The sequence below is a fragment of the Billgrantia endophytica genome, assembly GCF_002879615.1.
Taxonomy (GTDB): domain Bacteria; phylum Pseudomonadota; class Gammaproteobacteria; order Pseudomonadales; family Halomonadaceae; genus Halomonas; species Halomonas endophytica.
On record NZ_PNRF01000012.1, the window covers coordinates 1 to 26,198 of the forward strand.

Consider the following 26,198-nt stretch of genomic DNA (forward strand, 5'->3'; position numbering starts at 1 on the left):
CCAGGACACCGCCCTTTCACGGCGGGAACAGGGGTTCGAACCCCCTATGGGACGCCACTCCATTCGTCAGATGCTGGATGACCCTGTCGTCCAGATGGGACAAGCGGGAATAGCTCAGTGGTAGAGCACAACCTTGCCAAGGTTGGGGTCGCGAGTTCGAATCTCGTTTCCCGCTCCAGTTCATGATCTGCAGAAGTCCATCGTGTCCTGTCGTTCATTGAGAAATATGGCATTAGTTCATTTTTCCATTCCAGAAATATCCATCCGTATCCGCCCCATGTCCGTGATCTTTGAGTCCATCGATGCAGATAGATGGTCCCCTTGGATCGCCCGTTCGATCCCGGTGCCATTCTGCCATTCGTGTGCGGGTGGCGTTGCCGCACTGATTCGGCCGCCGGCTAGGACCGCTCTAGTCTAGCGTCGTTTATTCACCGAGCAGGAATTCATGGATGCGTTTCATCCGTGCGTGGTGCACCTGGCGTATGATGGTGGGACGGAACAACCAACACCGCTACTTGATTCCGTCCGCAGGGCCTTGCCTATGCCTCCCCGCCCTTTGTCCGGCGTGGTGTGTTGAGGGCGGGGTAAATCTCTGAGTGTGGGTCGGGACAAGGAAAGGTGAGTGGGTAAAGAGGCATTGTTCGATAAGATGCTGGAGCGAGGCAGAAGGCGTTACGGTTGTCCGACGCGCCCTCGAACCCATTCAAGGCTGGATTCGGTAAGTCAATCCGATTTTACGAGTCACTACGAAGGTGCGGGAAGGACAAGACATGTGGAGCGTGCGCTCAGCGGAGAAGCACGACAATGCCAAGCTTTCTTCAATCCAGGCCGTCAGAGCCGTGGCGGCGTGGGCCGTCGTAACGGGCCACTTGCTCAGTGTGGCGACCATGGTATCGAATGGTCTTCCGGTATTTTCTAAACTGTACGCGTACTTTGGCGTACTGGCGCATGCTGGAGTAGATGCATTCTTTGTCATTAGTGGCGCCATCATGGTGCTGCTTTACGGGAAAGACAGCAATGAACCCAGGTTGTCAGCGACATTGCGGTTCTTGGCAAAGCGGATAATTCGCATCTATCCATTATTCTGGGTAACCGCAGCCGTTACGTACTATGCAGGAGTGCGCCTAAATCCGGAGTCGTTCATTGGGTTGCTCAGGCAGATAATGCTAATAGACGTTCCAATTTTTCACCCTGTTGCATGGACTCTGGTATATGAAATGCTGTTTTACGTTTCAGTCGGGATTACCATTCTTATTTTTGGAAGACACCGTCGTTTGGGATTCTTCTTTCTGGTGGCGGCCATCTTTTTATCCGCCTGGTTGAACCCGCATGGTGTATTCGGCCACCCTATCATCATTGAGTTCGCCTTCGGAATTGCGGCAGGTTCAATGTATCGCTGGAGGTCCGTGGCCCCTCGCTTCTTTGTGATCGTGGGGAGCGTACTTCTTGGTTCGGGAATGATATATGTCTCCGGCATCGATGATTTGACCACCGTCAACATAGCGAGGATCTGGGCGCTGGCAATACCGGTTACGCTGTTGATTTATGGCATCATGTGCCTTGAACGAGACCAGCGCCTTACGGTGCCGGCCTGGTTGGTCCGGGCTGGAGATGAAAGCTATAGCGTCTACCTCTGGCACTTCGGGATCATAATCGGGTTGGGATATTATTTGGCGTTGAAAGGCATGCAAAGCATCCTGATAACTATCGTGTACATGATCGTTTGTGTTGTCTTGGTCGCAATTGCCTCCCGCTACAGCTACCTCGTTTTCGAGCGTCCGATCATGACTCGTGCCTTCAGGACATCGGTCACGACAGAAAAGGCTGGAGCGACAGCCACGGACAAAGCTTAGTTTCTGGAACCTAGTTGCTGGCGGTGGGGCGCACGACGATCTCGCTGGTGTCGACGTCATCGGGCTGGTTGATCACATGGGCGATAGCAGCGGCGATGGCATCGGGTTTGAGCGCGATTTGACGGTAGCTCTCCATCGCTTCGGCCGCGGCGGCATCGGTGATGGTGTTGGCCAGTTCCGACTCCACCACGCCGGGATAGACGCAGGTCACGCGGAGCTTGTCGTTCTCCTGGCGCAGCCCGTCCGAAATGGCGCGTACGGCGTATTTGGTAGCGCAGTAGATGGCGCCGGTGGGCACGACGAAGAGCCCGCCGATGGAGGAGATGTTGATCACCTGGCCGTTACCCTGGGCTTGCATGGTCGGCAGAACGGCGGCGATACCGTACAAAACCCCGCGGATGTTGACGTCGATCATGCGGTCCCACTCCTCGACCTTGAGCGAGGCGACGGGTGACAGCGGCATCACGCCGGCATTGTTCACGATGACGTCGATGCGGCCATGGGTCTCCAGGGCGAAGTCGGCGAAGGCTTGCACGTCCTCTCGCTGCGTGACGTCCAGCGCACGATAATCCACCGTGCCGCCGTCGGCGTGGATGGCTTGCGCCAGTGCCTCGAGCCTCGCGGTGCGGCGGGCGCCGATCACCAGGCGATGGCCCTGACTCGCCAGGCGGCGGGCCGTGGCCTCGCCGATACCGCTGCTGGCGCCGGTGAGAAGGATGACTTTCGATTCATGATTCATGGTTGAGTGTCCCCGTATCGGTAACTGGTAGCGGTCCACGTGGCTCGTTCGGGTCTTACGAAGCGACCGTCGAGACAAGCGTAGGGACGTGCCGACGATACCGACAGGTGCGTTTCTATTGCATGATTGCCCAATCCTATCGGGAGGAAGTGTTTGAGGAGATCAAGGGACAGGGGTGCGTTACTCTACGTGTGATATCGGCAGAATGTGAGTTTCCTTCCATGGCATCACCGGTCATACAAGCGCCCCATGAACGGATGGTCGAGCTGCTGTATCGGCTCGCCCCCCACGAGGGCTACACCCAGTCGTTGCTGGATGGCGTGCGCTTTCTGCGCTCGAACCGTCCCTTGAAGCACACGCCGGTACTGTATGAGCCGAGCATCGTCATCGTCTGCCAGGGGCGCAAGCGCGGTTATCTGGGCGATGAGGTCTATCTCTACGATGCCCAGCACTATCTCGTGCTCTCCGTGCCGCTGCCCTTCTCGTCGGAAACCGAGGCCAGCCCTGAAGAACCGATGCTGGCCATGGCGATTCGCCTGGACATGGCAGTGGTGGCGGATCTGGTACTGATCCTGGATCAGTCGAGTGGACACTCGATTGGCGCGCCTCGCGGCATGATCTCCACTCCGCTAGGCGAGCCGATGGCGGACGCGACGCTCCGATTACTCGACGCGCTGACCTCACCCATCGACGCGCGCATTCTGGCGCCCGCCATCGTGCGCGAAATCTGCTATCGCGTGCTGATCGGCGAGCAAGGAGGAAGCGTGCGCGCGGCCCTGGCCCATCAGGGGCAGTTCGGCAGGATCGCCAAGGCGCTGCGGCGCATTCATGCCGACTATGCCGAGACACTGGAGGTTGCCCGGTTGGCCGGTGAAGTGGGCATGAGTGCACCGGCCTTTCATGTCCACTTCAAGGCGGTGACGCGCACATCGCCCATTCAGTACATCAAGTCGACACGGCTGCATCATGCCCGCTTGATGATGGTGCGGGATGGCTTGACCGCCGCGGCCGCGGCGGCCCAGGTGGGCTACGAGAGCCCGTCCCAGTTCAGCCGCGAGTTCAAACGTTTCTTCGGCCGACCCCCGGGCGAGGAAGTGCGCGAGATGAAAAGCACCCTTGCGCTATTACCGCCCACGCAGGTGGCCGGCTTGGCCCAGCCTCACTGAGTGGGTGCCCTTTACCCATACGCAAACGGGCCACCCTGATGTGCTCCTCAGTCTGAAGAGCCGCTGGTTCACCTATATTCATTTGGTGCATCTCTAGGCCGTATGTTCCACTGTATTCTCATCACTTCCGTGTCCTGACGGCCGGCAATTTATGTTCTCATGTGAACTGCGACATGCTCTCGTAACCACCGTAACCACCGTAACCACCGTAACCACCGTAACCACCGTAACCACCGTAACCACCGTAACCACCGTAACCACCGTAACCACCGTAACCACCGTAACCACCGTAACCACCGTAACCACCGTAACCACCGTAACCACCGCGCTGCCCGCGGTTTCCTTCCGGCAGCATCAGCCAGCGTGCCTCGGTCAGGCGCAATTGCTTCTGGAATTGCAGCGGCGTGAACGAGGTCACGGCGGGAAAGTGATGGATAGAATGTTGATGGGCTCATTCCGGTCACAACCACCAGCGCTCGGCCGGAAATATCTATGCAAATCCGGCTCAAAGCACCACGACCGAGTGTGCCACATTCTGCACATGGCCATTGGCCAGCAAGGTATCGGATCGCCGCACCGTGCTGGCCAGCCAACGGCCAGTAGTATAATCTCTTGCGCCAGTTGCGCTTGCAACATGGCACTTGTTGGGCGGTCGAGACCAACTTTCTCGGTGGCGCCGTCCACGACATCCCGGATTGCAACAAGTAGTTGGCGGAGGCGGCTGTGCTTGGCCGCGTTGGCCTGCCGGACGATATCGGGCCGGTGATCGCTAGCCTGTTGTCCGAGAATAACCGCTGGATCAATGCCCATGGATCGAAGTATTCGGTGGCAGGTCATCTGATCGAGATGAGAGATCGCTGCGCCGATGCCACCTTACATCACAGCGCTGCACAACGCTGGCTGGTTCCACGAGATCAGCCATCTTCCTGCCAGTTATATCTGCCATTACGTCTTGCGCAAGAAAGCGAATAAAGTACATCGGCACACAATTCTGGTACTAAATTCAATGGGTTACCCACAGAATGATCTCGGGGAATAGGGTGAATAGCCCCACTGCGCCGAGTAGAATCAGCCAATAAGGCAGGGAAGCCTTGGCCGCAGAGGGCAGATCGACATCGTTGTTGGAAATCGACGATAGCACAAACAGATTGAGCCCTACCGGCGGTGTAATCATGCCGATCTCGATCAGCAGAGTGACGATAATGCCGAACCAGATTGGGTCGAAGCCGAGGCTGGTAACCATAGGGAATGTGATCGGTAGGGTCATCAGCAGCAACGAGATGCCATCGAAGAAGCAACCGAGCACGAGATAGACAAGCACGATCATTAACAGGATGCCGTAGGGGCCCAGGCCGAATCCCGAGATCGCATCGACTGCAGCACGCGGAATGCCCAGTAGGCTGACGGCCTGAGACAGAATCACCGTGCCAATCAGAATCATACCGATGGCGGCAAACATCAATGAGGCATGCTTAAAGGCCTGCCACAAACGTACTATATTTAGGTCGCCCCAAGTCATACCCAGCACGATGCTGGCGACCACGCCCAGCGCAGCAGATTCTGTGGGCGTGGCGATGCCCAGGTAGATAGTGCCCAGCACGAAGAAAATCAGAATCGGCAGTGGCCAGATCTCCAGCATTCCTTGACCCACCTCGCCCCAGTCCATCTTATCCTTCGCGATCGGCGTTACTGCGGCGCCGATATTGGCACGGATGATGATCCACAGCGAGAAGGCACAGGCGATCATCAGCCCCGGCAACATGCCGGCAATGAACAGCTTGCCGATCGATACATTCTGAGTAGCGCCATAGATGATCAGTGCCAGGCTGGGCGGAATCAACAATCCCAGAGTGCCGCCAGCGGCTAGGGTCCCCACCACCACGCTGGGCGAGTAACCGCGTTGCTTCAACTCGGGATAGCCCACTGAGCCAACCGCTGCCGCGGTGGAGGTGCTGGAGCCACTGACCGCACCGAACAGAGTGCACACTGCGATATTGGTATGCAGCAGTTGCCCAGGCACCCGCGCGAACAGTGGTGTGAGACCGTTGTACACCCGTCGCGATACACCGCTAGCTAGCAGGATCTCACCGAGGAAAATGAATAGTGGTACGGCGCTGAGAGTGAAGTCGGTGAGCATATTCCAGGACGCATTGATCGCCAGCGGCGTGGCTCCGTTGGCTTGGAAGTGCAGCAATAGCATCCCGGTGAGGCCGAGCGCGGCACCCAGAATCGCCCCGCTGGAGAGCAGCACAATCAGGCTGCCACTGAGCAGTAGCCAGCTCATTGTGATACCTCCTCTTCCAGTGGCCGGTCGGCGACGGGCTGGCGTATACCGTGACGAAACTGCACCAATATGCACAGCAGCATGGACAGCGGCATGATCGCCATCCATGGCCACAGCAGAATACCGCTGATATCGGCTCGCGAATTGATTGAGCGCGAGAAGTCCATGAAATCCCATGCCTCATAGGCGAACACCACGCAGAACGTCAACAGCGTCAAGGTACCAATGATGTCCATGATCCTGGCCATGGGAGGTGGCACGAGTTGCCGCAGGATCTCGATCCGAATGTGACGGCCCTTATCTAGCACGTGTGGTAAGCACAGAAAGGTTAGCGACAGGAACAGCAAGCCGGCCAGTTCGTCGGAGAAACGCAGCGGCCGGCCACCCAAGTAACGCATCAGCGTACTGACGAAGATTAACCCCGTCATCACCGCGCCGCTGGACACTCCGAGCAGAAAAGCGCAGTGCGCCGTTCTCCCGATCAGCAGGTTGAAGTTTCGCAGCATTGGTATCGCCCAAAGTGGAAAGGAAAGGGAAAAGCTGGCAAGGACCGCCGACTTCCGGATCGTCGTTACTCAGAAAGCGCCTGAGTGACACTCTCGTAGTAACGGATACCGTCGTCGCCTGCGTTTTCGGCCATGCGTTTCCAGGTCTTCCAGGCGGCGGTGACGAAGGTTTCCACGTCGGCGTCGGAGAATGGCTCCAATAGGGTGATGCCCAGCTCCTCTCGCTCTTCCCGCGCCAGCGTTTCGCGCTCGGCATCGACGGCGAGTTCGCGTGTGGTCTTCCAGATCTCCTGCCCCGCTTCCTCCAACGCCTGTCGTTGGTTGTCGTCGAGCCGCCCCAAGGCACGTTCGCTGATGCCGAAGATCCACGGTGCGGCGGCCCATGGGTGCAGGTAGGATTCATACTTGGTGACTTCTTGCAACGAAACTGTTTTAGCCACCGTCGACAGGTAGTAGGCGCAGTCCACCACTCCGGTCTGTAGCGCCATGTACATATCGTTCTGTGGGATCACCTGGGCGGCTATCCCCAGTTCATCGAAAGTTTCGACTAGATGCCGCGACCAGACACGCACCTTCTTGTCCTGCAGCTCTTCAAGGGAGTTGACGGGCTCCTTGCAGTGCAGGCCGACGTCGAAGATCGGCGCTACCACACCACCTACCGTATGGATATTCCATTTAGCGAAGCCATCGTCGTACATCTCCTTAATTACTGGCAGGATGTCGAGGTGCTGGTCGGCTTGGGTGATTGCGCCTTGGGCATAGATCGAAGCTAGAGCTGGTGCGTCGCGGGTATAGTACTCGCCATACAGCAGCGCCATGTCGGCCATGCCACGCTGCAGGGTACGCAGGATGTCGGCTTCCCTAAGGCCAAGTGCGCCAGCATGGTAGACATCAATCTTCAGTTCACCGCCGGACTTTTCCTCCACTAGCCTGGCGAAGGCGTCGATATGCTCGGCTTCGGGACGCGATTGCGTCAGCCCACTGTGGAAGTTGAGGGTGATGGCATCGGCCTGTGCTGTGGCCATCATGGTAGTCAGACTCAACAGTGTCACTATCTTGGCTAGTTTGCATAAATTTTTGTCTTTCATTGTTTTTGTCTCTCAAGATGAAGGAGTAATATCATCTTGAGTGGTAACCTTGGTCTGCAGGAGACCGCTTGCGACATTTTCATGTTGATTAGCGACAGCGTTGAATTTGCCGATATCGAGTGTGCCTTCAGTCAACGTGGAAGTTTGCGCTTACATGCTATGGAGAGGGCTATTTTCAATCCTGCTGGGAAGACCTTTCATCATGGGATCTCACTTTGAGAGCTTATTGAAAAATAAGAACATGGCGTATATCGATTCCGATCGGGGTGGCGCGACACCATCCCGGGTCAAACGGGTTGCCTTCGTGCTAGTGGAGCATTTCTCTATGATGGCCTTCACTGGGGCGGTCGATGCGTTGGTCACCGCCAACCTGATGCGTTCAGCCACCCTGTACGAAGTGCTGGTGGTGGGTACCGAAGGTGAGACGGTACTCAGCGACCTGGGTATCGAGATCCCGGTTGATTGCCAACTGTCGCGACTCGACGAACGCCAGTTAGATATCCTGATCCTGTGCGGTGGCTATCGCGTTCAGCTGTGTGCCAATGCCTCGATGCGGACCAAGCTTAAGGCCGCCAATGCTGCCGGGGTGGTGCTTGGCGGGCTGTGGAACGGTGCCTATTTCCTCGCCGAGGCCGGTCTGCTGGACGGTTACGAGTGCGCCTATCACCCGGATGGCCGGACGATGATGAGCGAGGATTTTCCCAAGGTCAGGATATCCAACCACAGTCATGTGCTGGACCGCGACCGTATCAGTTGCGCTGGTGGCAGCAGTTCGCTAGACATGATGCTGGCGGTGGTCAGGGACGACTGTGGCAAATCATTTGCCAGCGCCATCGAGGAAGTGCTGAGCTGCGACAAGATGACCGAGGTCATCGATGTCTCGGTAGCCAGCATCGATCGCAACCCTGCCTTGCCACAGTCGCTGAAAACGGCGCTTGAGTTGATGCGCAACAATATCGACGAACCGTTGTCGATCGTCGAGGTAGCCCATTGCGTCGGCATCTCCCGGCGTCAGCTCGAACGGTTGTTTTGTCACCATGTTGACGCCAGCCCATCGCGCTACTATCTGGAACTACGTCTGACCCACGCCCGCCAGTTGTTGCAACAGACTAATAAGCCAATCCCCGATATCGCAGTGGCCACCGGCTTCGTCAGCATTTCCCACTTCCGGCGCTGTTTCCACCAATTGTTCGATATTTCGCCTGGGCGCTTCCGCAAGACGTTCTTGCAGCAGTTGTCGTGATCTTCTCCTGTTTGTCGGCATGCACCAAATACGTGCCTATGAGTCATTGAGCCAGGTAGTTATGGTCGAGGGGTGGTGATGGTTCTGGTCAAGTCAGAGTGGGCACTTGGTTAGCGCACCTTGCGGCAGGATCGCCAAGGCGCTGCGGCGCATTCATGTCGACTATGCCGAGACACTGGAGGTTGGCCGGTGAAGTGGGCATGAGTGCACCGGCCTTTCATGCCCACTTCAAGGCGGTGACGCGCACATCGCCCATTCAGTACATCAAGTCGACACGACTGCATCATGCCCGCTTGATGATGGTGCGGGATGGCTTGACCGCCGCGGCCGCCGCGGCCGCGGCGGCCCAGGTGGGCTACGAGAGCCCGTCCCAGTTCAGCCGCGAGTTCAAACGTTTCTTCGGCCGACCCCCGGGCGAGGAAGTGCGCGAGATGAAAAGCACCCTTGCGCTATTGCCCCCCACACAGATAGCCGGGTTGGCCCTGCCCCACTGAATGTGAGCCTTCACCCATGCGCAAACGGGCCACCCTGATGGGTGGCCCGATGGGGCGTCGGTGCCAAGCGGTGGCGTTACAGGAGGCGGGTCTGAAGGATGTATTGGTTCACTCCCTCGCGCTTGCCGCCCAGGACGTTTCCACGCACTTCGAAGACATAACGGCCGGGCTGTACCGCTTGATTCAAGGCGATCTGTCCGCCGCCTACCTGCTCGGCCGTGCCGACGACATTGCGTTGCTCATCGAGCAAGACCCCGTTCAGACGGAAGTGAGGTGCACCTGCATATCCCACGACGTTCCGGCTGCGGATGTCCAGTTGCGACGCTTGCCCCACCTCGAGAGCATAGCGTTGCGTGCCGGCTACCTGCTGAAGGGTCGAGGTGCCCGGTTCCAGCGTACGTGCTCCGGTTCCTCCCATCGCGGCGGCCTGTGATATCAAGCCCAGTGCCAACGCACCGGCGGCCATTGTCTTCATCATGATGGTTGCGTATTTCATGGATTTATCTCCTTGCATTGATTTGCATGCCACTAAACGATGCCTCTGGATCGCCAACCGGCGGGCGCCTTGGTACCGCTGCTGGTGCCGGTGGGAAGAATGGCTTTCGATTCGTGGCGCAGGTTCGAGCGCCTCCGTGCCGGTGGGTGGCACCTCGCGCGGCTCGATCGGGCCAACCTGAGTGGCGGTGTTTGAGCGAACTGTGCCGCAAGTGGCTGCCTGGCCATGGATGGGACGTTGCGTTGCGGTCGACGTGACCGTTAGGAAAGAGTAGGGAAAGGCAGGTCACACCAATAGGTGTATTTCTATCTAATTATTGCCTAATCCTACTTATGAAGAGTGTTATAGGGCTAAAAACATGGAATAAGTTGCCTTTTATTTCCGTTAATTAGTGGCGTGTTGTCGGGTTCTCATCGCTTCCGTATCCTTGACGGATGGTAAGCCGAACATCCGGCGATATTCCCGCGAGAACTGCGATACGCTCTCGTAGCCCACCGCGAACGCCGCGCGTGCCACACGCTGCACATGGCTGTCTGGCCAACCAAGACGTCGGATCGCCGCTCCGTGCTGGTCGGCCAATAGCCAGTGCCTCTTGCTTACCGCTTGTTGGATGCCATCAACTGTTGCCGCCGAAACTCGCCCTGGCGTTCGAACATCCAACCGGGATATTCGGGCGGGAGTTCGCTGACGCGGTTGAGCTCGGCAAGCTCGTCGTTGCTGAGCGTGACTCGCGTCGCGGCGATGTTGTCGTCGAGCTGGCCGATGCGTTTGGCGCCGACGATCACGCTGGTCACGGCGGGTCGATGCAGCAGCCAGGCCAGCGCGATCTGGGCGACGCTGACGCCCTTGGTGTCGGCGATGTCGCGCATGGCGTCGATACAGCCATGGGCGCGTTCCAGCTCCACCGGGGGAAAGTCGAAGATGTCGCGGCGGTTGCCGGCCTCGGCCTGGCCTTCGCGGGTGTACTTGCCGCTGAGCAGGCCGCCGGCGAGTGGGCTCCACACCATCAGGCCGAGTCCTTCGCTTTCCAGCATGGGAATGAGTTCGCGTTCCAGGTCGCGGCCAGCGAGCGTGTAGTACGCCTGTAGCGACTGGAAGTGGGCCAGGCCCTTGCGTTCGGCGATGCCGAGCGCTTTCACGATCTGCCAGGCCGCCCAGTTGGAAGCGCCGATATAGCGTACATGGCCATGTTGCACCAGCGTATCGAGAGCCGCGAGGGTCTCCTCGATGGGGGTGGCCGGGTCGAAGCCGTGAACCTGGTAGAGGTCGATGTGATCGAGTTGCAGGCGCTTCAGGCTGGCCTTCACGCTCTCCATGATGTGATAGCGCGACAGCCCCCTGGCGTTCGCGCCCTGGCCGGTTTCTCCGAACACCTTGGTCGCGACCACGATCTCGTCTCGCGGTACCTTGAGGTTCTTCAGCGCCTGTCCGGTAATGCGTTCCGAGAGCCCTGCGGAGTAGACGTCGGCGGTATCGATAAAGTTGATGCCGGCATCGAGCGCGCAGGCAATGAGCTTTTCGGCATCGTTCTGCTGGAGGTCGCCGATCTTGCTCCACAGCTCGCCTTCACCGCCGAAGGTCATGGTTCCCAGGCATAGCTCGGAAACGAACAGCCCGGAATTGCCGAATTTCCGATATTGCATGATCACACTCCAGAAAGAAGGTCGATTCAGCGAGTTGCGACGGAGGTGCCGCCCGTGATGATGTCATTCACGAACGGACCGGTGATGAAGTCATGGGGGAAGCCGAGATCGATCCGACTGATGTGGTCGAGTCGCATCAGTTGCTCGTCATCGAGCGTGAAGGCCAGGGCCCCCAGGTTGTCTTCGATCTGTGCCACATGGCGGGCCCCGAGGATCGTGCTCGTGATGCCGGGCCGGGTCAGCGTCCAGTTGAGCGCTACCTGCGCCGGCGAGCGTCCGACCTCTTCGGCGATGGCCTTGACCTCATCGGCAATGGTCAGTTGCCTTTCGTCCGGCAGTAACAGGCGCTGTTGTCCACCGAAGGCATCGAGTGCTCCCGCTTCGTTGGCCTGTTGCCGGTGGGCGATGTCCTCGCGGCGGTACTTGCCGGTCAGTACGCCCCCGGCAAGGGGCGACCAGGGTGTCACACCGAGCCCCAGTTCCATCGCCATAGGGATCAGGTCGCGCTCGATGTCACGCATGGCCAGGCTGTATTCGACCTGTAGGCCGATGAAGTGAGACCAGCCCCTCAAGTCGGCTAGCGTATTGGCCTCGGCGACCTTCCATGCCGGGAAGTCCGATGCACCGACATACAGCACCTTGCCTTGCCGCACCAGATCATCGAGCGCGCGCATCACCTCATCGATGGGCGTGCGGTATTCCCAGGCGTGAACCCAATAGAGGTCGATGTAATCCGTGCCCAGCCGCTTCAGCGACGCCTCCACGGACTGCATCATGTTCTTGCGGTGGTTGCCGCCGGCGTTGGGGTCGCCACGGCGCGTGTTGAGAGTATACTTGGTGGACAGGACGAAACGCTCCCGGTCCCCCGCGATGCAACGGCCGACGATCTTCTCGCTCGTCCCGTTGGTGTAGAAATTGGCCGTATCGACGAAATTGCCGCCTCGTTCGGCATAGGCCTGGAATATCGCCTCGGAGGTCGCGTCGTCAGCGCCCCAGCCCCAGTCGGAACCGAACGTCATGGTCCCCAGGCACAAGGGCGAAACGCGCAGGCCCGAGCGACCGAGCAGCCGGTAGGAATCCAGTGTCGTGAGAGCTTGGCTCATCGTGTTGCCATCCTCATCAAGGGTTGCGGTATCGGCGACCGTGTCGGGCTTGGTCGCGGCATGCAACGAGGACATTACGCTGGCGCTGACCGGAGATTAAGGAATGCCTTATTCTGGTATCCGCACTTCCCCCTAAGAGGATGTCTACAAAAGGGTTGCACTTGGCAATACTGCATTGAAATATCCCTCAAAATGCTCATTTACATTGTGTAAGCTGCGCTTTTTTCAGGATATTTCGCCTTGTCTTGCCTTCGTTCACCTGTTTTGTAAACACCCTCTGAGGAATCCGCATTGCTCAGCAACGAACGTCGTAGCGAGATCGCTACCTTCTTGAAACTTCGGCGTGCTCGGCTACAGCCCGAGCACGTTGGCCTGTCGCGTGGTGCGCGGCGGCGCACACCCGGGCTACGCCGCGAGGAAGTCGCCGAATTGGCGGGCATCAGCACGGAGTGGTACGCGTGGCTGGAACAGACACGCAATGTGCATCCCTCCATGGATGCGCTTCAGCGCATCGCGGTCGCATTGAGGCTCGAACCCGCCGAGCAGCAACACTTGCTGACGCTTGGTGGCTATGGGCCCGAGAATGGCAGTAACGGTTCGGCCCGCGAGGCGGTGGTGAGCCCGCAACTGCAACGGCTGATGGATCAGTTGGACTGCTGCCCGGCGTGGATCATGGGGGCTCGCTCCGACATCCTGGCCTGGAACCAGGCGGCTACCGTGGTTCACGGCGACCTGGACGGCATGTCGGGCATCGAAAGGAACGGGATCCACCAGTTGTTCCTAAACGCGAAGGTGCGTCACATGCTCGTGGACTGGGAGGCCCATGCCCGGGATTGCGTTGCCAAGCTGCGCCTGACCTATGCCAACTACATCGACGATCCCTGGTTCAACGAGCTGATCGGGTTGCTGATGTCGAAAAGCCTGGAATTCGCCCAGTGGTGGGACGAACATGACGTGAGGCTCCCTCAGGATGGCGTGAAAGCCTACGACCATCCCACCATGGGCCGTCTGGTGTTCGATTACGCCATCCTGCAAGTGGCGGGTGGCGACGGTATCCCTTTGCATCTGATCACCTACGTGCCCGCTAGCGGTACGGCGACCCAGGAAAAAATGCGAGACCTGATGAACATCGCCAACCCTTTTACTCTCCGCCCCGAGACCCCAGCCGACACCGATGCCATCGAGCGAGTCACCGTGGCGGCCTTTCTCGATGCGCCCCACACTGACCACAACGAGCAGCATATCGTGCGTGCCCTGCGTGAAGCGGGCGCCTTGAGCCTGTCGTTGGTTGCTGAACAGGACGGCGAGGTAGTGGGGCATGTCGCGGTGTCGCCGGTCACGCTGTCGGATGGCACGCCGGGCTGGTTTGGGCTGGGGCCGATCTCGGTGATACCGGCGCGGCAGGGCCAGGGCATCGGTTCGGCACTGGTGCGAGAGGCGCTGGAGCGGTTGCGGGCTAGCGGTGCTTCGGGCTGTGTGGTGCTGGGGGAGCCCGGTTATTACGGTCGCTTTGGTTTTCGGACAGTGCCGGGGCTCACGCTGCCAGGCTTGCCGGAGGAGTACTTCATGGCCTTGTCCTTTGATCACGAATTGCCGAATGGGCAGGTCGCCTACCATGCGGCTTTCGACGCGACGGCCGGTTCCCCCGTCAAGTGATCCTTGAAGCCGCGAACGCCGCCTGCCGCCTGCCGCCGGCTCAACTCGGCGATACGCGCCTGGGGGTCGGTTTCGGCTCCCTCGCTGATCTCGCGCAACAGCTCGAATACCGTCAACAGCCGCGACTCGGCGCCGATGAACTGCTGCCCCTGCAAGGATGCCAGCCACTGCAGGGCCTTCTCGGCGGCCAGCAGCCGCCAACCCGGGTGATGGCGCCGCAGCGTAGTGAGGAAGTCGTAATCCATGGCGATTCGGAGAAGGCCGGCAGTGTCGTTGAGGTTCTAGTGTCTCTGACTCCTGTCGGTACTGGCAAGGCGCGGCACGCATTCGGCAGCGCAATTGGACCGTCGATTTGCCGGCTTTAATACGGTGGCGACGTCCGTTGCCTCTGCAGCTTCGCCGCTTCCGTCCACCAGGCAAGGTCATCTGCGAAGCGTGCGAAGGAGCGCTCGAGTGATTGGCCAGGATCGCCGGTGGGGTTGCCGTCTTCATCCAGTGTCTTGGTGATCGGGCCGACGGCCACCGTACTGGAGATGACCACCATGCCCATCTCGGATAGCGTACCGTGCCAGAGCATGCCGGAACGCACACCGCCAAGGCGCCCGGCGGAGTAGCTGACGATGCCGGCTGGCCGCCAGAACCATTCCTCCAGGAAGTGATCGGTCAGGTTCTTGAGTCCGGGCTGCATGCCCCAGTTGTATTCGCCGGTAACGAAAACGAAGCCGTCCGCCTCGCGAATCTTGCCCGCCAGTGTCTCCATTGCCTCCGGGGCCTCGCCCGGCGGGTATTCTTTGTACATGCGGTCCAGCATCGGCAGGTCGACCTGTTTGGCGTCGATCAGCTCCGCCTCGATTCCGCGGGCCCTCAAGGTCCGCGCGGCGTACTCGGCCAGGCGGATACCGGTACGATCGGAGCGATAGGAACCATAGAACACGAGGATGCGGTCGGACATAGGAAAACCCTTGCTCGGAGAGCGGACGAAACAGGATGAATGGCCAGCGAGTCACTTCAGCGTAGCGCCAGATGCGAATGCGTGCTGCGCGATGCCCTCGATGAAATCGAAAAAGTCAGCGGCTAAGCCCCCGGCACGAAGGAGGGCGTCGAGCCTGGCGAGGCGGTGAATCGGAACCAGGCGGGCCGGCACGCTTCGTGCCGGCCCGTGGTCGTTCAGGTGAGGTGGTGCACGTCTTGCAGGCCGTACACCGGGGTGGGAATACCCTCCATGCGTGCCTTGAGCTGCAGCGCTAGGTAGTGGGAGTAGTGGCGCGACTGGTGCAGGTTGCCCCCGTGGAACCACAGGGCATCCTGCTGGGTGGGTTTCCACATGTTGCGCAGCTCTCCTTCCCAGGGGCCCGGGTCCTTGGGCGTGTCGGAGCCCAGCCCCCAGCATTTGCCAACCTTGTCGGCGACTTCCTGCGAAATGATGCGCGCCGCCCAGCCGTTCATGGAGCCATAGCCGGTGGCGTAGACGATGAGATCCGCCGGCAGTTCGGAGCCGTCGGTGAGTGTCACCGAGCGCGGGTTGATGTGTTCGATGCCGACACCGCTGCGCAGCTTGATATCGCCGTTGGCGACCAGGTCGCAGGCGCCCACGTCGATGTAGTAGCCGGAGCCACGCCGCAGGTACTTGAGGAACAGCCCGGAATCATCGGCGCCGAAGTCCAGCAGGAAGCCGGCGTCTTCCAGCTTCTTGTAGAACGTGGCGTCGCGCTCGCGGATCTGGTCGAAGGCCGGCCGCTGGAAGTCGGGCAACACCTTGTAGGGAATCGAGGCGAAGATCAGGTCGGCCTTGTCGTGGGTGATGCCGTTCTGTAGCGCCTCTTCGGAATAGAGCGGGCCAAGGGCCAGTTCCATGAGCGAGTCGGATTTCACGATATGGGTCGAGGAGCGCTGCAGCATGGTGACGTCGGCGTCGTTCTCCCACAGCGCCGCGCAGATGTCGTGGGCCGAGTTGTTGGAACCCACCACGATGCACGTCTTGCCGCGGTAGGCATCCGGGCCCGGGTGCCGGCTGGAGTGCTGTTGTTCGCCCTCGAAGGTCTCGGCGCCCGGGAAGTGCGGCACGTTCGGCATACCCGACATGCCGGTGGCGAGTATCAACTGCTTGGGCCGCAGTGTGACCCGCTCGCCGTCGCGGTTCACATTCACCGTCCATTCGCCGGTCGCTTCGTCGTAGCGGGCGCTCTCGCACTCGGTGGCGCTCCAGTAGTTGAGCTCCATCACCTTGGTGTACATCTCCAGCCAGTCGCCGATCTTGTCCTTGGGCGCGAACACCGGCCAGTTTTCGGGGAAGGGGATGTAAGGCAGGTGGTCGTACCAGACCGGGTCGTGCAGACAGAGCGATTTGTAGCGGTTGCGCCAGGAATCGCCGGGCCGGGGATTCTTCTCCACCACGATGGTGGGCACGTCGAGCTGGCGCAGGCGCGCGGCGAGCCCGATGCCGCCCTGGCCGCCTCCGATGATCACGCAGTAGGGCTGGCGCGTGTAGCCGAGTTCCGACTCTTCACGCCGGCGAGCCTCGAGCCAGGTCTCGCGTGATTTGCTGGCGCCGTGCTCGGCTCCCTTGGGGCGGTGCGGGCCGCGTGGCTCGGGAAAGTCCTTGAGCTCCTGCATGGTGGTCAATAGGGTCCAGCATTTGCCTTTCTTCAGGCGCAGGAAGCCCTTGCCGTGGGCGACATGGGTCTCGAAAGTGAACCACGCCTCGGTGACGCCGCCTGCCTCCGTGGCCTCGCCGTCGACCTGCCAGTTCGTGGGGTGCGTTTCGCTCAGGGTGGCGTTGAGCATCGACTGGATGTCGTCCTTTCCTTCCAGCGTCTTGAGGTTCCAGGTAAAGGCAACCAGGTCGCGCCAGTAGCATTCTTCGCCGAACAGTGCCATGACCTGCTCGATGTCGCGTTGCTCGAGGGTGGTCTCGAAATTGCTCAGCCAGCGTTGGGCGGTTTGAGTTGGCGTGCGTGTCGTCATCGTTGTTCTCCGCTTGTTGTTCATGGGGACGCCCTACATTCATGGCAGGAAGCGTGCCAGATGCCATGTTTGACGCGGAGTCTTCGTTAATCCATTGAAAAAAAGGCAGTCTTCTGACAGGAGAGGCGGGGTCGATTTTATCGTTGAGCCACCGAAGAGAGACAGCCGTGACACCTGACACGTGACAGCTGTGACGCTGACGTTACAGCTGTAACCCCCGACCAAGGGCGAAGGCGGCGCCGATTGACACCAGGGCCTGGCGGCATAGGCTGGAAGCAGGTCCGCCAGACAACAACAAGAGCCTGACGCCACGCGACGACCGTCACGACTGTAATAACATGGCGAGATGGGCATCGGAGAGACAGCGATGCAACTGCGCAACGAGCAACGCCAGCATATCGAGACCCTGATCCGGCTCAGCGAAGGTCAGATGACGGGCCTGGACGGGTGCCGAGAGGTGATCCGGCGTTCCTGGGAGCGCTGCGTCGATGAGTATCGGCTCGATCCGGGGCGCCCACGTCCCGCACGCGTCCTGACCCAGCAGGCGCTCAGGGAACATCGGGAGCCGGTAGACGAGTTGTTGCACGTGGCCCGTGCCGGTGTCGATCGGCTCTTCGCCCAGGTCGCGCCAATGGGCTATGTCCTGTTGCTGACCGACCGGCGCGGCATCACGGTGGACTTCCGTGGCCAACGGGAGCAGGACCATGCCCTGCGTCGGGCCGGCCTCTACCTTGGGGCCGACTGGGACGAGCGCCATGCGGGGACCTGTGCGATCGGTACCTGCATACACGATGCCAAGGCCATCACCTGCCATCAGAGCGAGCACTTCGACGCGACCCACATCAGCCTGACCTGCACGGCGGTGCCGATCACCGACCCTCAGGGGCAGGTCATCGCGGTGCTGGACATCTCCGCGCTGCGGTCGCCGCGTTCCCACGAGAGCCAGAACTTCGCACTGTCGCTGGTGAATCTGTACTCGCGGATGATCGAGGATGCTTACTTCCTGCACCGTTATCGGGACTGCCTGATCCTGCGCTTCGATATGGCCCGCGAGTTCGTCCACCTCAACGGCCGGGGGCTGATCGCCATCGAGGAGGACGGCAGCATCATCGCCGGCAACGGCTTCGGCCGTGCCCTGATCGACGCGCACCTGAGCCGCTGGCCGCCCTGGTCGCCGGGTCTGGTTCCCAAGGCCACCCAACTGCTCGACGGCGAGATCGGGGAACTGCTGGGCATCCTGTCGGCCAGCGACGATCAGATCCGGGCTTTCCGTATCCGTGCCAGCGAGGCGATATGCTTCGTTACCCTGATCGAGCCGAGGGGGCGTCGCATCGCCACTCGTGCCGTGCCACCTTCGCTCACACCGGTCCCGGCGCTGGACAGGCTGGCATCCGACGACCCGGCCATGCACCGGGTGCTCAAGCTGGCGCGGCGTCTGCGCAACGAGGAGGTCAGCGTGCTGATCACCGGGGAGACGGGCACCGGCAAGGAAGTGTTGGCCCGGGCCCTGCACGACAGCGGCAAGCGTGCCAAAAAGCCATTCGTGGCGGTGAACTGCGCCGCCATTCCCGAATCGCTGATCGAGAGCGAACTCTTCGGCTACTTGCCTGGGGCCTTCACCGGCGGGAGCAGCAAGGGCATGCGCGGGCTGATCCAGCAGGCCGACGGTGGCACGCTGTTCCTGGACGAGATCGGTGACATGCCCCTGTCGTTGCAGACCCGCCTGCTGCGGGTACTGGCCGAGGGCGAGGTGATGCCGCTGGGGGCCGAAAAGGCCGTTCGTGTCGATCTCCGGGTGATCACCGCAACCCATCGCGACATGGATGCGTTGATCGCCAACGGACGCTTCCGGGAGGATCTCTATTACCGACTGAACGGTGCCCGGCTGCGGCTGCCGGCGCTGCGCGAGCGGGCCGACCACCACTACGTGATCCGCAGCGTCCATGAATCACTGGTGGCGAAGCGCGACCGGGACGTGCGCCTGCGGGCCGATGCCGTGAGTGCGCTGCTGGCCTACGCCTGGCCGGGTAATATTCGCCAACTCAAGAATGCATTGGGCTTCGCTCTGGCAACGGCCGAAGGTGACGAAATCACGGTGCATGACCTGCCGGAAGAATGCCAGGGTGGCCTCGCCGGCGTGCCGCAGGTCCTCGAACCGTCCTCGCGGAACGCGACATCCGACGAGGGCCGGGCACTACTCGGCCTGCTGCGGGAAACCGCCTGGAACGTCAGCCTGGCGGCGCGCCGGCTCGGTGTCTCCAGGCCCACGGTCTATCGGCGGATGCGCCGATACGGCCTGGTTCCCCCGAACCGAAAGGATGCCCATCTGGAGAACGCCCTCCATTAAACGCTTGGGCGACAGCGCCCCGAGCGTCTCCCTGTAAAAACGACCCATTGGTCTCGTTCGGTCGTCGCTGAGGCTCGAAGCTGAAACCTTATCAGGCTATCTTTTGTCAGACCGGCATTGGTCCCATCCGCTGCGAGCGAAGCGCCGAGCCGGAATCATCCCCTGACAGGAGTTTCCATGAACCAGGAGCACGAGTACGTTCCGCCGAGAATTTGGACGTGGGAGAAGGAGAGCGGCGGCCAGTTCGCCAACATCAACCGCCCCATCGCCGGGCCGACCCACGACAAGGCATTGCCCGTCGGCCAGCACCCGTTCCAGCTCTACTCCCTGGCCACGCCCAACGGGGTGAAGGTCACGGTGATGTTCGAGGAGTTGCTGGCACTCGGTCATCAGGAAGCCGAGTACGACGCCTGGCCGATTCGCATCATGGAGGGAGAGCAGTTCGGCAGCGGCTTCGTCGAGATCAACCCCAATTCCAAGATCCCGGCACTGGTCGACCGCAGTACCCCGACACCTACCCGCATCTTCGAGTCCGGTGCAATCCTGCTTTATCTCGCCGAGAAATTCGGCGCCTTCCTTCCCACCGATCCGGCCGGGCGCACCAAGGCGCTGAACTGGCTGTTCTGGCAGATGGGTAGCGGACCTTTGCTCGGCGGTGGCTTCGGGCACTTCTATGCCTATGCGCCCACCAAGATCGAATACGCCATTGATCGCTTCGCCATGGAGGCCAAGCGTCAGCTTGACGTGCTCGACCGACGCCTGGCCGAGGCACCTTATCTCGCCGGTGACGACTACAGCATCGCCGATATCGCTACCTGGCCCTGGTACGGCCAACTGGCGCTGGGACGGGTCTACGACGCGGCGGAGTTCCTGCAGACTCAGGAGTATGAGCACGTGCAGCGCTGGGCAAAGGCGATCGCTGATCGGACGGCGGTAAAGCGCGGCCGCATGGTCAACCGCACATTCGGTGAGCCTGGGGAACAGCTGCATGAGCGGCACGATGCCAGCGATTTCGAGTTGAGGACGCAGGACAAGCTCGAGGCTGAAGAATGAACCAGGGGAGCATCCAGATACTTGAGCTCGATCACTTCAGGGCGATGGTGCCTAATCCATCAGCGTGACCATCACCGGCACGGTGCCGCGATGGAGCATGCCGAGTTTTCTAGCCGCACGCTTGGAGAGGTCGATGACGCGCCCCTGGACGAAGGGGCCACGGTCGTTGATCAGTACTTCCACTTCCTGGCCGGTATCCGGGCGGGTCACCAGCACCTTGGTGCCGAAAGGCAGCTCCGGGTGGGCGGCCGTTAGCGCATTCTGGTCGAAGGGTTCGCCACTGGCGGTAGCGGCACCCTGAAAGCGGTCGCTGTAGTAGGACGCGATGCCTTGCTGGGTTTCGTCGCTTTTCGTGTCGTGCGCCTGCGCGTTACCGGTTATCAGCAGGCTTGCAAAACAGCAGGTAAGAAACAGGTGGGATCGGACTCCCATGGCGTTGCCTCAGGTTCTCGTGTAGCGGATCGCGCGTCCATCGATGCGATGAGGTGCCGTTAGGCGTTGAAATAATAACCGCCGCCTACATCGACGGCAACCAAAAACGACGTTCGGCGACGTTGGCGACAGGATGAAGACGTTCATGTAACCAAGCGTACGGCGCTCAAGCCCTGTACCAAGGGCCAAACTTCTGGAAAAGTGGCCTGCTCTCACCAGCGCTTCCGCAGGAAGCCATCGATTCCACCCTGTGGGAGACTGCTGAGTGGAAGACGAGAACGCGGCGTGGTTTCCCTCAATCATCGCTTTCAGAGACGTGCAATCCCTGGGCGATGAGCGCGTCCGCCAGCGCCCGTGATGCCAGGGAAAACTCCACGCGTGCGGCGGCCAGTGCGCTCTGGTCCTTCGAAGCAGTGTCCCGTTCCAGGCCATCGAGCCGTGCCTTGGCACATGCCAGGCGGCGAGCCAGCCTATTGTCGGGGTGGAGTGGGCTTGACAACTCACTCGTCATCTTCAGGACGTTCATGTCTCGGTCTCCACAACGGCACACAGCTCCTGGGACGACCCCAGGCTGCGCCATTCATACCACCGCTAGCCTAAGATATCGGTCCGTTGAGGCTGAACTTGAGCCCTTCATCAGGGGCGAGACGCTTTTGGCCATTTATGGCATCTTGGGGTTTTCCTAGCGGAGGCATTCACTATGGCAAGCATCTTCACCCGCATCATCCAGGGCGAAATCCCGGGTCACTTCGTCTGGGAAGACGAGCAGTGCGTGGCCATCATGACCCTCAACCCGATGAGGCCGGGGCATCTGCTGGTGATCCCGCGCCAGGAAATCGATCACTGGGACGATCTGCCGCCCGGGCTGGCGGCTCACTTGATGAGCGTGTCGCAGACGCTGGCCAAGGCGCTCAAGCAAGCCTTTCCCTGTGAGCGGGTGGCGATGATGATCGTCGGTCTCGAGGTGCCCCATGTGCACCTGCACCTGGCGCCGATCGATGCGATGGAGGATATTCGACTGGAAGGGCTGGCCCAGGCAGAACCCGGGCAACTGGCCGAAGCCGCCGAGCGCATTCGCGCAGTACTGTAGGGGCTCTTCGCATCAAGGAAAGAGGCCACGCGTGTCAGCAACCGTCAGGTTGGCTGGCCTGCTTCCCATGGTCGGGAGGATTGTTTGGCGAGCAACGGCCATGAATCCGCAGGCCTCAGGCGCGATAGGCCTTGGCCGTTTCAACCCCCTTGCTCTTGTTCTCCATCGAGGCAATGAGACGCAGGCGGCGAATGGCTTCGGTTCGGTTGCGACCGTTTTCCTTGGCGGCGTAGAGCCCTTCGTCGGCCTGCTGGATCAGCAGGTGGGGTTCGATATTCCTGACGGGTAGCAGGGAGGCCGCGCCGATGCTCACGGTGACGTGACTTGCCACCGGCGAGGCGTGGAATGGAAGTGCCCGTCCGGCCAGCATGACATGGATGCGCTCGGCAATGTGCATGGCCCCCTCCAGCTCGGTGCGGGGCATCAGGATCGCCATCTCCTCGCCGCCATAGCGTGCCACCAGATCACCTGGGCGCCCGGTCGTCTCTTCCAGAACGGCAGCCACGTGTTTCAGACAGTCGTCACCTTCCAGATGCCCGTAGGTGTCGTTGTAGATCTTGAAGTGATCGACGTCGATCATCAGCAGGCTGAGGGACTGGCGTTCGCGTGCGGCACGCCGCCATTCCAAGGTGAGGACACGCTCGAACTCACGGCGGTTGGCAATGCCCAGCAAGCCGTCGCTGGTGGCCTGGCGATGCAATTTGATGGTCAACGCTTCAAGCTGTTTCTGGCGACGCTCGAGCTGCGCCTCGCGGGCCCGATAGGCATTGCGGATCGGTCGCAGAATCAAGACAGTCGCCAGGGCGAGGCCGATGGAGAAGGAAAGCAGTGCCAGGCCGGTGCGCAATACACCGGTTGCGAGATCCGCCATGATGGCGGCTGGAATGGCGACGTTGTCGGGTGACAAGCCGCCGAAGGCAAATACGGCGCCGGTAACGAGTACCACCGCCAACGATAGGCCGATGAGGTTGGGACTGATCTGTCGCGGGGGCTTGGGCTTCATAGGCATAGGATGCGTCTCGTTCCAACGTCCGTTCGCAGTGCTGAATAGAGCTTCAAGCTGACGCGCCAGGCCTGCCGATTGTTATGAGGTGATGTTTGGGCGGCAAAAAAATAGGGCCGCAGGGCGGCCCAAAGTACGCAGGGAACTATGAAATCTTGCTAGCTGTCCGTAAGCGAGCCGATTACGACCAGCTGTGAATGAGGGGAGGCATCCTTGCCAGGTCTCTATCCCATCTGCCATTCCGTGACAGTACAAGACAAGGACCTCCAATACTGGGCTTGGTCATGGCAGAATCGCCTGTCGAACCCAGTCATGCTTTCCTGTTTTCTCATAGAGCGAGAAGAGTGCCAGGTATAATATTTCTAATACAGAACAATGAGATAGCCCATGGTTATGTTTCCTGAGATATCAGGCGATATAGCTGGGGTCTCAAAACGGCCCTTGCTGCGTCTCTGTTTGGAGACGTATATTTGAGCCGGATGGGAAATTTCATGATAAACAGCATGTTAAATGGTAGTCATTTTGCGACACGACGATAGGGCCCCCTTGCTCCCTCTGGTCGATTGAAGCCTGGATGCAGGAGCGTGATGGGCCGACATCCTTGATGTACTGTAAATTCAAGTAAGCAAGGATGCACTTGTAAGGAGGAATACTATTCTCATAGTGGAACATGCTTATAAACCATCACGTGACAACTATACGTGATGAAAGAGAAACCGAATGACGATTGCAATGAATAGAAGGATACCTGAGCATGAAGACTCAGTATTATGCAGCCTCCAGCCTGGATGGCTTCATTGCGACGACACAGCACTCACTCGACTGGCTGCTCCAGTTCGGCGATATCGAAGCAACCAGCTACCCCGCCTTCATTCGTGAAGTTGGCGCCATTGCCATGGGTGCCCATACTTATGAGTGGTTGCTGCATCATTGCGTCAAGCCTGATTCGGAAACACCGCAGCCTTGGCCTTACGAGCAACCGACCTGGGTGTTTACTTCCCGCTCTCTCCCCGTCATTCCCGGCACCGATGTCCGCTTCGTCAACGGTGGCGTGCGGCTTGTCCATCGGCAGATGGCGGCAGCCGCCGGTAACCGGAATATCTGGATAGTGGGTGGGGGCGAGTTGGCCGGTCAGTTCCATGACCATGGTTTGCTCGATGAGCTGATCATTCAAGTCACGTCAGTGACCCTGGGCAGTGGCTTGCCCGTGTTGCCAAGGGAAATCACGACACCGCCACTGCAGTTGACCTCGGCGACTGCCTATGGTGATGCCTTTGCGGAACTCCGTTACGAAGTGCCCAAGGTGACAATTGCCCGTCAAACGAAAACACCCCCTTCAGGGCGTGCCTGAAGGGGGTGCGGTAACGTCATACCCCGGTTTGTCGGACTATCGATACTGGGGGTTTTCCTCGAAGAGTTCTGCCTTGGCATGCAGCATCACATCTTCGCAGGCAGCTTGATGGGCAAGCTCCGTGAGTAGCTTTTGCGTCACTTCAAAGCCTTTGCCGAGACAGGTATCGACATCCTGGGGGCTTAGCTGAGGTGTGACATTGCAATCAATCTTTAGCGTTCTTCCACCGCCGTCCAGCTTGTCTGCGAATTCCCGCATTCGCCACGCGATGCGCTCCTTCCAACTCGCTGTTTCTTCCATGCCTTCGTTTACGCTAAACGTGCACTGCCATTCAGGTTTGTACACCTTCATGAGAAAACCTCCGTGCTGGCTTGGAAAAATGATCGATCGTGCTGTCTACTCCGCATGAGAAAAATGATGCAAAACCACTATACAGCCTTTGCGTCGTCGAAAAAGTGCAAGACGTATGAATTTCGGCCAATATTGGCCATATTCCCGACCTCATGGCATCAGAAGGCCCCGCCGCTCGCCGGGACTCTGGTCATGGTATGTGGCCTTGCGGGCACGGCGTCGTGTGGCCATGGCAAGGCCACCAGGGCTGTCGAGGTCAAAGCCGTACCAGCATCTTCCCCTTGTTGGCGCCTTCGAAGAGCTTCAGGAAGGCATCCGGTGTGCGCTCCAGGCCCTCCTCGATGGTTTCTTCGTAATCGATCTCACCCTTGGCGACCTGGGGGCCGACTTCCTCCAGGAAGTGAGGGTACTCGGTCCAGTGATCGAAGATGATGAAGCCCTGCATACGAGCCCGACGGATCAGGATCATGGCCAGATTGCCGGGGACGGAGCTGGGCTTCCCGGCGTTGTAATCGGCAATGAGACCGCACACCGCAATACGTGCGCCAACGCGCAGGTTGTCCAGTGCCGCTTCCAGGCAGATGCCGCCAACATTCTCGTAGTAGATGTCGAAGCCGTCCGGGCAGGCTTCCTTGAGGTCGGCACTCAACTGCTGCGCATCCTTGCCACGGTAACTGATGGCCGTGATGCCGATCGATTCCAGCCAGGCGAGTTTCTCCGGTGCGCCGGCAATACCCACCACGGTGCCTCCCTTGGCCTTGGCCAACTGCACGGCCAGCGAACCCACGGCACCGCTGGCGGCACTGACCAGAACATTGTCGCCTTCGCGGATTTTGGCGATGTGGTTCAGGCCCGTCCAGGCGGTCATGCCCGGCATGCCGAGCACGCCCAGATAGGCCTCTTCGGGCACATCGACTTGCGGCAGCGGCTCCAGAATATCGGCCTTGAGCTGGGCAATGTCCCGCCAGCCGGCCATATGACGGACCTTGTCGCCCTTGGTGAAACGCGTATCCCGTGACTGGATCACCTCACCGACCGCGGCACCTTCGAGCGGCTCGTTGAGCTGGAATGGGTCGATATAAGTCCTCACGCCGCTCATTCTGCCACGCATGTAGGGGTCGACCGAGAGCCAGGTATTGCGGATTCTCACCTCACCCTCTTCCAGTTCGGGTAGCTCGGCGGTGTGCAATTCGAATAGCTCGCGTTGCGGCGTGCCTGTGGGGTAGTCAGGGATGGTGAAATAGCGTGACTGCATGGGCGTAACTCCTGTGCACGGTGAGATCACGTCTAGCACTTGGCTCTGTGCCGTATGGTTCAGCAATGCAGGCAGTCTAGA

26 protein-coding genes and 1 tRNA gene are annotated in these 26,198 nt (G+C 60.0%); 11 read left to right on the top strand and 16 right to left on the bottom strand.

Annotated elements, in window-relative coordinates; genetic code table 11:
- The first annotated feature begins 103 nt into the window (after positions 1-103).
- Positions 104-178 (top strand) — tRNA-Gly (locus C1H69_RS04975).
- Between the two features lie 592 nt (positions 179-770).
- A complete protein-coding gene (locus tag C1H69_RS04980) occupies positions 771-1,853 on the top strand; it encodes an acyltransferase family protein (protein WP_102652312.1) in 1,083 nt (360 codons plus the stop codon).
- A 10-nt stretch (positions 1,854-1,863) separates the two neighbouring features.
- Here C1H69_RS04980 and C1H69_RS04985 read toward each other — a convergent pair whose 3' ends face one another.
- Positions 1,864-2,592, bottom strand: a complete 729-nt coding sequence (locus tag C1H69_RS04985; protein WP_102652313.1) for an SDR family oxidoreductase — start codon at positions 2,590-2,592, stop codon at positions 1,864-1,866.
- 221 nt (positions 2,593-2,813) lie between these two features.
- Between C1H69_RS04985 and C1H69_RS04990 the strand changes: the two genes are divergently transcribed.
- The gene (locus tag C1H69_RS04990) at positions 2,814-3,758 is read left to right on the top strand and encodes an AraC family transcriptional regulator (RefSeq protein ID WP_240609814.1); all 945 of its coding nucleotides are present in this window, start codon (positions 2,814-2,816) and stop codon (positions 3,756-3,758) included.
- 157 nt (positions 3,759-3,915) lie between these two features.
- Here the strand turns inward: C1H69_RS04990 and C1H69_RS24370 are convergent, their stop codons facing one another.
- Positions 3,916-4,176 carry a hypothetical protein gene (locus C1H69_RS24370; protein ID WP_205738413.1) on the bottom strand — a complete coding sequence of 87 codons (261 nt, stop codon included), beginning with the start codon at positions 4,174-4,176 and terminating at the stop codon, positions 3,916-3,918.
- Between the two features lie 305 nt (positions 4,177-4,481).
- Here C1H69_RS24370 and C1H69_RS23785 point away from each other — a divergent pair, with 305 nt between their 5' ends.
- Entirely contained in the window at positions 4,482-4,730 is a 249-nt protein-coding gene (locus tag C1H69_RS23785) for a hypothetical protein (protein ID WP_205738414.1), read from the top strand.
- A gap of 31 nt (positions 4,731-4,761) precedes the next feature.
- Here the strand turns inward: C1H69_RS23785 and C1H69_RS05005 are convergent, their stop codons facing one another.
- From C1H69_RS05005 to dctP, 3 genes are all read right to left on the bottom strand, one after another.
- Positions 4,762-6,042, bottom strand: a complete 1,281-nt coding sequence (locus tag C1H69_RS05005; RefSeq protein ID WP_102652315.1) for a TRAP transporter large permease — start codon at positions 6,040-6,042, stop codon at positions 4,762-4,764.
- Entirely contained in the window at positions 6,039-6,548 is a 510-nt protein-coding gene (locus tag C1H69_RS05010) for a TRAP transporter small permease (RefSeq protein WP_102652316.1), read from the bottom strand. Before C1H69_RS05010 ends, C1H69_RS05005 begins: the two co-directional genes overlap by 4 nt.
- A gap of 65 nt (positions 6,549-6,613) precedes the next feature.
- Positions 6,614-7,576 (bottom strand): TRAP transporter substrate-binding protein DctP, encoded by a 963-nt coding sequence (gene dctP, locus C1H69_RS05015; RefSeq protein WP_240609815.1) that lies wholly within the window; start codon positions 7,574-7,576, stop codon positions 6,614-6,616.
- A gap of 301 nt (positions 7,577-7,877) precedes the next feature.
- Here dctP and C1H69_RS05020 point away from each other — a divergent pair, with 301 nt between their 5' ends.
- The gene (locus C1H69_RS05020; RefSeq protein WP_276308748.1) at positions 7,878-8,879 is read left to right on the top strand and encodes a GlxA family transcriptional regulator; all 1,002 of its coding nucleotides are present in this window, start codon (positions 7,878-7,880) and stop codon (positions 8,877-8,879) included.
- Between the two features lie 200 nt (positions 8,880-9,079).
- Complete coding sequence (locus tag C1H69_RS05025; RefSeq protein ID WP_102652319.1) at positions 9,080-9,373, top strand: helix-turn-helix domain-containing protein; 294 nt, start codon at positions 9,080-9,082, stop codon at positions 9,371-9,373.
- A gap of 76 nt (positions 9,374-9,449) precedes the next feature.
- Here C1H69_RS05025 and C1H69_RS05030 read toward each other — a convergent pair whose 3' ends face one another.
- The 3 genes from C1H69_RS05030 to C1H69_RS05045 form a co-directional block, all read right to left on the bottom strand.
- Entirely contained in the window at positions 9,450-9,869 is a 420-nt protein-coding gene (locus C1H69_RS05030) for a hypothetical protein (RefSeq protein WP_102652320.1), read from the bottom strand.
- Between the two features lie 596 nt (positions 9,870-10,465).
- A complete protein-coding gene (locus C1H69_RS05040; RefSeq protein WP_102652321.1) occupies positions 10,466-11,512 on the bottom strand; it encodes an aldo/keto reductase in 1,047 nt (348 codons plus the stop codon).
- Between the two features lie 26 nt (positions 11,513-11,538).
- Positions 11,539-12,615, bottom strand: coding sequence for an aldo/keto reductase (locus tag C1H69_RS05045; protein WP_102652603.1), 1,077 nt, complete (start codon positions 12,613-12,615; stop codon positions 11,539-11,541).
- Between the two features lie 291 nt (positions 12,616-12,906).
- On the opposite strand from C1H69_RS05045, the gene C1H69_RS24695 reads away from it, so the two are divergent.
- The gene (locus C1H69_RS24695; protein ID WP_102652322.1) at positions 12,907-14,271 is read left to right on the top strand and encodes a GNAT family N-acetyltransferase; all 1,365 of its coding nucleotides are present in this window, start codon (positions 12,907-12,909) and stop codon (positions 14,269-14,271) included.
- Here C1H69_RS24695 and C1H69_RS05055 read toward each other — a convergent pair.
- From C1H69_RS05055 to C1H69_RS05065, 3 genes are all read right to left on the bottom strand, one after another.
- A complete protein-coding gene (locus C1H69_RS05055) occupies positions 14,226-14,516 on the bottom strand; it encodes a DUF3375 family protein (protein WP_102652323.1) in 291 nt (96 codons plus the stop codon). The genes C1H69_RS24695 and C1H69_RS05055 overlap by 46 nt on opposite strands.
- A 116-nt stretch (positions 14,517-14,632) precedes the next feature.
- Positions 14,633-15,223 carry an NADPH-dependent FMN reductase gene (locus C1H69_RS05060; RefSeq protein ID WP_102652324.1) on the bottom strand — a complete coding sequence of 197 codons (591 nt, stop codon included), beginning with the start codon at positions 15,221-15,223 and terminating at the stop codon, positions 14,633-14,635.
- A gap of 215 nt (positions 15,224-15,438) precedes the next feature.
- Positions 15,439-17,235 (bottom strand): NAD(P)/FAD-dependent oxidoreductase, encoded by a 1,797-nt coding sequence (locus C1H69_RS05065; RefSeq protein ID WP_102652325.1) that lies wholly within the window; start codon positions 17,233-17,235, stop codon positions 15,439-15,441.
- A 367-nt stretch (positions 17,236-17,602) separates the two neighbouring features.
- Here C1H69_RS05065 and C1H69_RS05070 point away from each other — a divergent pair, with 367 nt between their 5' ends.
- Both C1H69_RS05070 and yghU read left to right on the top strand, forming a co-directional pair.
- Positions 17,603-19,582: a sigma-54-dependent Fis family transcriptional regulator gene (locus tag C1H69_RS05070; RefSeq protein WP_102652326.1), complete on the top strand. Its 1,980-nt coding sequence runs from the start codon at positions 17,603-17,605 to the stop codon at positions 19,580-19,582.
- Between the two features lie 177 nt (positions 19,583-19,759).
- Positions 19,760-20,635, top strand: a complete 876-nt coding sequence (gene yghU, locus C1H69_RS05075; protein ID WP_102652327.1) for a glutathione-dependent disulfide-bond oxidoreductase — start codon at positions 19,760-19,762, stop codon at positions 20,633-20,635.
- Positions 20,636-20,686: 51 nt separating this feature from the next.
- On the opposite strand, the gene C1H69_RS05080 is transcribed toward yghU, so the two are convergent.
- Together C1H69_RS05080 and C1H69_RS05085 are read right to left on the bottom strand one after the other, a co-directional pair.
- Positions 20,687-21,067 (bottom strand): septal ring lytic transglycosylase RlpA family protein, encoded by a 381-nt coding sequence (locus C1H69_RS05080; RefSeq protein WP_102652328.1) that lies wholly within the window; start codon positions 21,065-21,067, stop codon positions 20,687-20,689.
- 295 nt (positions 21,068-21,362) lie between these two features.
- The gene (locus tag C1H69_RS05085; protein WP_102652329.1) at positions 21,363-21,593 is read right to left on the bottom strand and encodes a hypothetical protein; all 231 of its coding nucleotides are present in this window, start codon (positions 21,591-21,593) and stop codon (positions 21,363-21,365) included.
- Positions 21,594-21,767: 174 nt separating this feature from the next.
- Between C1H69_RS05085 and C1H69_RS05090 the strand changes: the two genes are divergently transcribed.
- On the top strand, positions 21,768-22,157 hold the full coding sequence (locus C1H69_RS05090; RefSeq protein ID WP_102652330.1) for an HIT family protein: 390 nt from the start codon (positions 21,768-21,770) through the stop codon (positions 22,155-22,157).
- Positions 22,158-22,272: 115 nt separating this feature from the next.
- Here C1H69_RS05090 and C1H69_RS05095 read toward each other — a convergent pair whose 3' ends face one another.
- Positions 22,273-23,166: a diguanylate cyclase gene (locus C1H69_RS05095; protein WP_102652331.1), complete on the bottom strand. Its 894-nt coding sequence runs from the start codon at positions 23,164-23,166 to the stop codon at positions 22,273-22,275.
- Positions 23,167-23,914: 748 nt separating this feature from the next.
- On the opposite strand from C1H69_RS05095, the gene C1H69_RS05100 reads away from it, so the two are divergent.
- The gene (locus C1H69_RS05100; protein WP_102652332.1) at positions 23,915-24,511 is read left to right on the top strand and encodes a dihydrofolate reductase family protein; all 597 of its coding nucleotides are present in this window, start codon (positions 23,915-23,917) and stop codon (positions 24,509-24,511) included.
- Between the two features lie 36 nt (positions 24,512-24,547).
- Here the strand turns inward: C1H69_RS05100 and C1H69_RS05105 are convergent, their stop codons facing one another.
- The gene (locus C1H69_RS05105; RefSeq protein WP_102652333.1) at positions 24,548-24,862 is read right to left on the bottom strand and encodes a hypothetical protein; all 315 of its coding nucleotides are present in this window, start codon (positions 24,860-24,862) and stop codon (positions 24,548-24,550) included.
- 256 nt (positions 24,863-25,118) lie between these two features.
- Entirely contained in the window at positions 25,119-26,117 is a 999-nt protein-coding gene (locus C1H69_RS05110; RefSeq protein WP_102652334.1) for an NADP-dependent oxidoreductase, read from the bottom strand.
- Positions 26,118-26,198 lie beyond the last annotated feature (81 nt).

Bases quoted from the DNA above. Each gene is read 5' to 3' on its own strand.
- C1H69_RS05010 (WP_102652316.1), bottom strand. From the start codon at position 6,548: ATGCTGCGAAACTTCAACCTGCTGATCGGGAGAACGGCGCACTGCGCT.
- C1H69_RS05080 (WP_102652328.1), bottom strand. From the start codon at position 21,067: ATGGGAGTCCGATCCCACCTGTTTCTTACCTGCTGTTTTGCAAGCCTG.
- C1H69_RS05085 (WP_102652329.1), bottom strand. From the start codon at position 21,593: ATGAACGTCCTGAAGATGACGAGTGAGTTGTCAAGCCCACTCCACCCC.
- C1H69_RS05020 (WP_276308748.1), top strand. From the start codon at position 7,878: ATGGCGTATATCGATTCCGATCGGGGTGGCGCGACACCATCCCGGGTC.
- C1H69_RS05045 (WP_102652603.1), bottom strand. From the start codon at position 12,615: ATGAGCCAAGCTCTCACGACACTGGATTCCTACCGGCTGCTCGGTCGC.
- C1H69_RS04985 (WP_102652313.1), bottom strand. From the start codon at position 2,592: ATGAATCATGAATCGAAAGTCATCCTTCTCACCGGCGCCAGCAGCGGT.
- C1H69_RS05055 (WP_102652323.1), bottom strand. From the start codon at position 14,516: ATGGATTACGACTTCCTCACTACGCTGCGGCGCCATCACCCGGGTTGG.
- yghU (WP_102652327.1), top strand. From the start codon at position 19,760: ATGAACCAGGAGCACGAGTACGTTCCGCCGAGAATTTGGACGTGGGAG.
- C1H69_RS05060 (WP_102652324.1), bottom strand. From the start codon at position 15,223: ATGTCCGACCGCATCCTCGTGTTCTATGGTTCCTATCGCTCCGATCGT.
- C1H69_RS05030 (WP_102652320.1), bottom strand. From the start codon at position 9,869: ATGAAATACGCAACCATCATGATGAAGACAATGGCCGCCGGTGCGTTG.
- C1H69_RS05100 (WP_102652332.1), top strand. From the start codon at position 23,915: ATGAAGACTCAGTATTATGCAGCCTCCAGCCTGGATGGCTTCATTGCG.
- C1H69_RS05070 (WP_102652326.1), top strand. From the start codon at position 17,603: ATGCAACTGCGCAACGAGCAACGCCAGCATATCGAGACCCTGATCCGG.
- C1H69_RS04990 (WP_240609814.1), top strand. From the start codon at position 2,814: ATGGCATCACCGGTCATACAAGCGCCCCATGAACGGATGGTCGAGCTG.
- C1H69_RS05105 (WP_102652333.1), bottom strand. From the start codon at position 24,862: ATGAAGGTGTACAAACCTGAATGGCAGTGCACGTTTAGCGTAAACGAA.
- C1H69_RS04980 (WP_102652312.1), top strand. From the start codon at position 771: ATGTGGAGCGTGCGCTCAGCGGAGAAGCACGACAATGCCAAGCTTTCT.
- C1H69_RS05040 (WP_102652321.1), bottom strand. From the start codon at position 11,512: ATGCAATATCGGAAATTCGGCAATTCCGGGCTGTTCGTTTCCGAGCTA.
- C1H69_RS05065 (WP_102652325.1), bottom strand. From the start codon at position 17,235: ATGACGACACGCACGCCAACTCAAACCGCCCAACGCTGGCTGAGCAAT.
- dctP (WP_240609815.1), bottom strand. From the start codon at position 7,576: ATGATGGCCACAGCACAGGCCGATGCCATCACCCTCAACTTCCACAGT.
- C1H69_RS05090 (WP_102652330.1), top strand. From the start codon at position 21,768: ATGGCAAGCATCTTCACCCGCATCATCCAGGGCGAAATCCCGGGTCAC.
- C1H69_RS05005 (WP_102652315.1), bottom strand. From the start codon at position 6,042: ATGAGCTGGCTACTGCTCAGTGGCAGCCTGATTGTGCTGCTCTCCAGC.
- C1H69_RS05110 (WP_102652334.1), bottom strand. From the start codon at position 26,117: ATGCAGTCACGCTATTTCACCATCCCTGACTACCCCACAGGCACGCCG.
- C1H69_RS05095 (WP_102652331.1), bottom strand. From the start codon at position 23,166: ATGCCTATGAAGCCCAAGCCCCCGCGACAGATCAGTCCCAACCTCATC.
- C1H69_RS05025 (WP_102652319.1), top strand. From the start codon at position 9,080: ATGAGTGCACCGGCCTTTCATGCCCACTTCAAGGCGGTGACGCGCACA.